The organism is Pseudomonas sp. Sample_9, assembly GCF_004307535.1.
GTDB classification, from domain to species: Bacteria; Pseudomonadota; Gammaproteobacteria; order Pseudomonadales; family Pseudomonadaceae; genus Aquipseudomonas; species Aquipseudomonas mercuritolerans.
On record NZ_RAZO01000264.1, the window covers coordinates 1 to 5,178 of the forward strand.

At 60.5% G+C, this 5,178-nt stretch carries 6 protein-coding genes; 5 read left to right on the forward strand and 1 reads right to left on the reverse strand.

The features are described from left to right. Nucleotides 1-621, forward strand: a 621-nt coding sequence (locus tag D6877_RS14780; protein ID WP_130911277.1) for an MBL fold metallo-hydrolase, incomplete at its 5' end; no start/stop codon positions are given. 120 nt (nucleotides 622-741) lie between these two features. Further along, the gene (locus D6877_RS14785; protein WP_130911278.1) at nucleotides 742-1,476 is read left to right on the forward strand and encodes an OmpA family protein; all 735 of its coding nucleotides are present in this window, start codon (nucleotides 742-744) and stop codon (nucleotides 1,474-1,476) included. A 226-nt stretch (nucleotides 1,477-1,702) separates the two neighbouring features. On the opposite strand, the gene D6877_RS14790 is transcribed toward D6877_RS14785, so the two are convergent. Further along, nucleotides 1,703-2,137 carry a DUF1043 family protein gene (locus D6877_RS14790; protein ID WP_016773251.1) on the reverse strand — a complete coding sequence of 145 codons (435 nt, stop codon included), beginning with the start codon at nucleotides 2,135-2,137 and terminating at the stop codon, nucleotides 1,703-1,705. 144 nt (nucleotides 2,138-2,281) lie between these two features. On the opposite strand from D6877_RS14790, the gene D6877_RS14795 reads away from it, so the two are divergent. The 3 genes from D6877_RS14795 to zapE form a co-directional block, all read left to right on the forward strand. Continuing rightward, nucleotides 2,282-2,911, forward strand: a complete 630-nt coding sequence (locus D6877_RS14795) for an alpha/beta fold hydrolase (protein WP_130911281.1) — start codon at nucleotides 2,282-2,284, stop codon at nucleotides 2,909-2,911. Nucleotides 2,912-2,935: 24 nt separating this feature from the next. Next, nucleotides 2,936-4,291: a tryptophan--tRNA ligase gene (locus D6877_RS14800; RefSeq protein WP_130911279.1), complete on the forward strand. Its 1,356-nt coding sequence runs from the start codon at nucleotides 2,936-2,938 to the stop codon at nucleotides 4,289-4,291. Between the two features lie 90 nt (nucleotides 4,292-4,381). Beyond that, nucleotides 4,382-5,178: cell division protein ZapE (gene zapE / locus D6877_RS14805; protein ID WP_130911280.1), on the forward strand; the 797-nt coding region annotated here is incomplete at its 3' end.

Below are 5,178 nucleotides of genomic sequence, written 5' to 3' on the forward strand. Positions count from 1 at the left end.
ATCCGCGAAACCTTCCCCGTCGGCCCGCTCCAGTGCAACTGCACCATCATCGGCGACCCAATCACCAAAAAAGCCATCGTCGTCGACCCGGGCGGCAACCCGGACCTGATCATGGCGCGCCTCGATGCCCATGGCCTGAAAGTCGTCAGCATCATCCATACCCACGCGCATCTTGATCACTTTCTCGCTTCCGGGCAGATGAAGGAGAAAACCGGTGCGACCCTGCATCTGCACAAGGACGACCAGTTCCTCTGGGACAACCTTGAAATGCAATGCCAGATGTTCGGCGTGCCTTACACCCCGGTGCCATCGCCGGATCGCTGGTTGAGCGATGACGAAGAGCTGGCCTGCGGTTGCGGCGTGGCTTTGCACACGCCGGGTCATACCCCCGGTTCCATGAGCTTTTGGTTTTCCGAGGCTAAGCTGTTGATAGCCGGCGACACGCTGTTTCGTCGCGGGGTAGGGCGCACGGATTTGTGGGGTGGCGATCAGGCGACCATCGTGCGTTCGATCAAGCAGCGGCTGTATACGCTGGACGAGGACGCGACGGTTGTCACCGGGCACGGTCCGGACACGCGTCTGGGTGATGAGATGCGCGAGAACCCGTTTGTACGTGCCTGAATTTTTTGTCACGGGCAGCGGGCGGAATTTTTAGGCATTGTCATGATCCAACGCCCGCGCAGGTCCATTGATTGATCAGTGGCCGCTGCACCACAGAATGCAAAAAACCAGGAGCTCTCCATGTTCACCACGCGTCGTTTGATTATTGTCGCTACTGCCGTGGCCGTGCTGTCCGGCTGCGCCTCGCCTAATCCGTATGACAATCAGGGTCAGGCCGACGGTGGCTCGCAAGGCATGAGCAAAACCGCCAAATACGGTGGCCTCGGTGCGCTGGCCGGTGCACTTGCCGGTGCCGCCATCGGCCACGACAACCGTGGCAAGGGCGCCTTGATCGGCGCCGCCGTGGTCGGTGCTTCCGCAGCAGGCTACGGCTACTACGCCGACCAGCAGGAAAAGAAACTGCGCGCGAGCATGGCCAACACTGGCGTTGAAGTGCAGCGTCAGGGCGATCAGATCAAGCTGATCATGCCGGGCAACATCACCTTTGCCACCGATTCGGCGAATATCGCTTCCAGCTTCTATCAACCGCTGAACAACCTGGCCAACTCGCTGAAAGAGTTCAACCAGAACCAGATCGAAATCGTCGGCTACACCGACAGCACCGGCAGCCGCCAGCACAACATGGACCTGTCCCAGCGTCGTGCGCAGAGCGTCGCGACCTACCTGACCTCGCAAGGCGTCAGCGGTGCCAACCTGTCGGCCCGTGGCGCCGGCCCGGATAACCCGATTGCCAGTAACGGTGATGTCAACGGCCGCGCGCAGAACCGCCGGGTCGAAGTCAACCTGAAGGCTATTCCAGGCCAGGAGTACGGTGGTCAGCAGCAACAGCCGGGTACGGTTCAGCAGTATCCGTAAGCGATTGCCTGATTGAAGAAATGCCCGGTCTTGTGATCGGGCATTTTTTTGTGTCGCCTGTAGCGGCCCTTTCGCGAGCAGGCTCGCTCCCACATTTGAAATGCATTCCCCTTGTGGGAGCGAGCCTGCTCGCGAAGAGGCCGGCAAGCGCAGCGAAGATTGCAGATACAAAAAAGCCCCCGGACACATCACTGTCCGGGGGCTTTTTGTTCGCAGCGAAACCCGATTACTTCTTCAGACCATAATGCTCATCAAGCATGCCCGGCGAATTCGGGCTCTTCGGTGCGTAATCACGCGGTGGCTCCTGATCGCGCGGTGGCGTCAGGCGTTCACGTGGTGCCTGCGCTGCGTCGGCGTGCAGGGCGGCGATCAGGCGCTGGCGGGTCTGCTCGTCCAGGGCCAGGCGATTGGCGCCCTCGGCGAGATGATCCTGCACTTCCTGATAGCTCTGAGTGAGCTTCTTGACCAGCATCGCGGTGCTGTTGAAGTGGGTGACCACTTCGTTCTGGTAACTGTCGAAACGCTCCTGGATATCATCCAGTTGACGCTGCGTGCGGCTCGGTGCGGCGTTCGGCGCAACGCGCGCGATCAGGAATCCAATGGCGACACCCACAACCAGGGCAAGAGTCGGTAACAACCAAACTAAGAGCGAGTGTTCCACGAGTCCTTCCTCTATAAACGGCTTTGCTTTACGTTAACGGCTCGAACCTGCGCTGTATACCGCGATTCACTCGCAATAGATTGGCACAGACAATTTGCTAGACGAGTCGACCCGATTCGAGGTCACGGAGTTCCTCCCTTGCTGATGCGTGAAACCCCTGTAGTGATTGACGGCCCGGTGGGTCAATTGGAAAGCCTTTACCTGGATAACGAGCAGCCACGCGGCATCGCGCTGATCTGCCATCCGAACCCGGTACAGGGCGGCACCATGCTCAACAAGGTCGTCTCGACCCTGCAGCGCACCGCGCGTGACGCAGGCCTGATCACCTTGCGTTTCAACTATCGCGGCGTCGGCGCCAGCCAGGGCACGCATGACATGGGCACCGGTGAAGTCGACGACGCCCAGGCCGCCGCCACATGGCTGCGGGAAAAACACCCGAATCTGCCGCTGACCCTGTTCGGTTTCTCCTTCGGCGGATTTGTTGCAGCAAGTCTCGGCGGCCGTCTCGAAGCCCAAGGCGTCCAGCTTGCCCACCTGTTCATGGTTGCCCCGGCGGTGATGCGTCTGGGCGAGCAGGATCAACTGCCGCAGCACGGCGGGTTGACCGTGATCCAGCCGGAAACCGATGAAGTCATCGATCCGCAACTGGTCTACCAATGGTCGGAACAACTCCAGCGCCCCCATGAGCTGCTGAAAGTGGCAGAATGCGGACACTTTTTTCACGGCAAGCTGACCGATCTCAAGGATCTGCTGCTGCCGCGTCTCTCGAATTGATTGCAGTCTGACAAGCGATTACCCATGACCAACCGTACCCGCATTCTCACCGGCATCACCACCACCGGCACGCCGCATCTGGGCAACTACGCTGGCGCCATCCGCCCGGCAATCCTCGCCAGCCGCGACAGCCAGGCCGATTCGTTCTATTTCCTGGCCGACTACCACGCCCTGATCAAATGCGATGACCCGCTGCGCATCCAGCGCTCGCGTTTGGAAATCGCCGCGACCTGGCTGGCCGGTGGCCTCGATGTCGATCGGGTGACCTTCTACCGCCAGTCCGACATCCCGGAAATCCCCGAGCTGACCTGGCTGCTGACCTGCGTCGCCGCCAAGGGCCTGCTCAACCGTGCGCACGCCTACAAGGCCTCGGTGGACAAGAACGTTGAAACCGGTGAAGACCCGGATGCCGGCATCACCATGGGCCTGTACAGCTATCCGGTGCTGATGGCGGCGGACATTCTGATGTTCAACGCGCACAAGGTGCCGGTCGGTCGCGATCAGATTCAGCATGTGGAAATGGCCCGCGATATCGGCCAGCGTTTCAACCATCTGTTCGGTCAGGGCAAAGAGTTTTTCACCATGCCCGAAGCGCTGATCGAAGAAAGCGTGGCCACCTTGCCGGGCCTCGACGGTCGCAAGATGTCGAAGAGCTACGACAACACCATTCCGCTGTTCTCCAGCGCCAAAGAGATGAAGGACGCGATCTCGCGGATCGTCACCGACTCCAAGGCCCCGGGCGAAGCGAAAGATCCCGATAACTCGCACCTTTTCACTCTGTTCCAGGCTTTCGCCACTCCGGCGCAGGCTGACGAGTTCCGCAGCGAGCTACTCGGTGGTCTGGGCTGGGGTGAAGCGAAGAATCGCCTGTTCCAGTTGCTCGACAACGAACTGGGCGAGGCGCGCGAGAAGTATCACCAGTTGATCGAGCGTCCGGCGGACCTGGAAGACATCCTGCAGATCGGTGCGAAGAAGGCCCGCGCCGTGGCCACGCCGTTCCTCAATGAATTGCGCGAAGCCGTTGGCCTGCGTTCTTTCGTCAATCAGGTTCAGGTCGCCGCGACCACCAAAAAGAAAGCTGCGAAAACCGCACGTTTCGTCAGCTTCCGCGAGGACGACGGCAGCTTCCGTTTCCGTCTGCTGGCGGCCGATGGCGAGCAATTGCTGCTGTCGCGCAACTTCGCCGACGGCAAAACTGCCGGCCAGGTGACCAAACAGTTGCAGTCCGGCGAGCCGCTGGACGTGCGTACTGAAGAATTGAGCTTCAGCGTCTGGCTGGCCGGTGAGTGCGTGGGCGACAGCCCGGCGTTTGCCGACATCGGTGCGCGGGACGCCGCCATCGAGGCGTTGCGCGTCGCACTGACTCCAGCTCAAGACTGATCGGCGGCACGACCCGACCAAGGGCCGATTGCCATTCCCACAGGCCGTCGCTACAGTGACGGCCCGTTTTTGTTGCCTTGCTAACGAATTATGACGCCCCTAGAACGATATCAAGCTGATCTGAAACGCCCGGATTTCTTCCATGACGCCGCGCAGGAAACTGCTGTGCGTCACTTGCAGCGTCTGTACGACGACTTGATCGCCGCTGACCAGAACAAGCCGGGCTTGCTCGGCAAGCTGTTTGGCAAAAAGGATCAGGCACCGGTCAAGGGCCTGTATTTCTGGGGCGGCGTCGGTCGCGGCAAGACATACCTGGTCGACACCTTCTTCGAAGCGCTGCCGTTCAAGGAAAAGACCCGCACGCACTTCCACCGCTTCATGAAGCGCGTGCACGAAGAAATGAAGACACTGGGCGGCGAGAAGAACCCGCTGACCATCATCGCCAAGCGCTTCGCGGCCGAGTCGCGGGTGATCTGCTTCGATGAATTCTTCGTCTCCGACATCACCGACGCGATGATCCTCGGCACGCTGATGGAAGAGCTGTTCAAGAACGGCGTGACCCTCGTCGCGACGTCGAACATCGTTCCGGACGGCCTGTACAAGGATGGCCTGCAGCGCGCGCGCTTCCTCCCGGCCATCGCGCTGATCAAGCAGAACACCGAGATCGTCAACGTCGACAGCGGCGTCGATTATCGTCTGCGTCACCTCGAGCAAGCCGAGCTGTTCCACTATCCGCTCGACGAAGCCGCCCACGAAAGCCTGCGCAAGAGCTTCAAGGCACTGACGCCGGAGTGCACGGCAGCGGTGGAAAACGATGTGCTGATCATCGAGAACCGCGAAATCCGCGCTCTGCGCACCTGCGACGACGTGGCCTGGTTCGACTTCCG

Excerpts from the sequence above, each read along its gene's own strand:
- D6877_RS14785 (WP_130911278.1), top strand. The coding sequence starts at position 742 with ATGTTCACCACGCGTCGTTTGATTATTGTCGCTACTGCCGTGGCCGTG.
- D6877_RS14795 (WP_130911281.1), top strand. The coding sequence starts at position 2,282 with ATGCGTGAAACCCCTGTAGTGATTGACGGCCCGGTGGGTCAATTGGAA.
- D6877_RS14800 (WP_130911279.1), top strand. The coding sequence starts at position 2,936 with ATGACCAACCGTACCCGCATTCTCACCGGCATCACCACCACCGGCACG.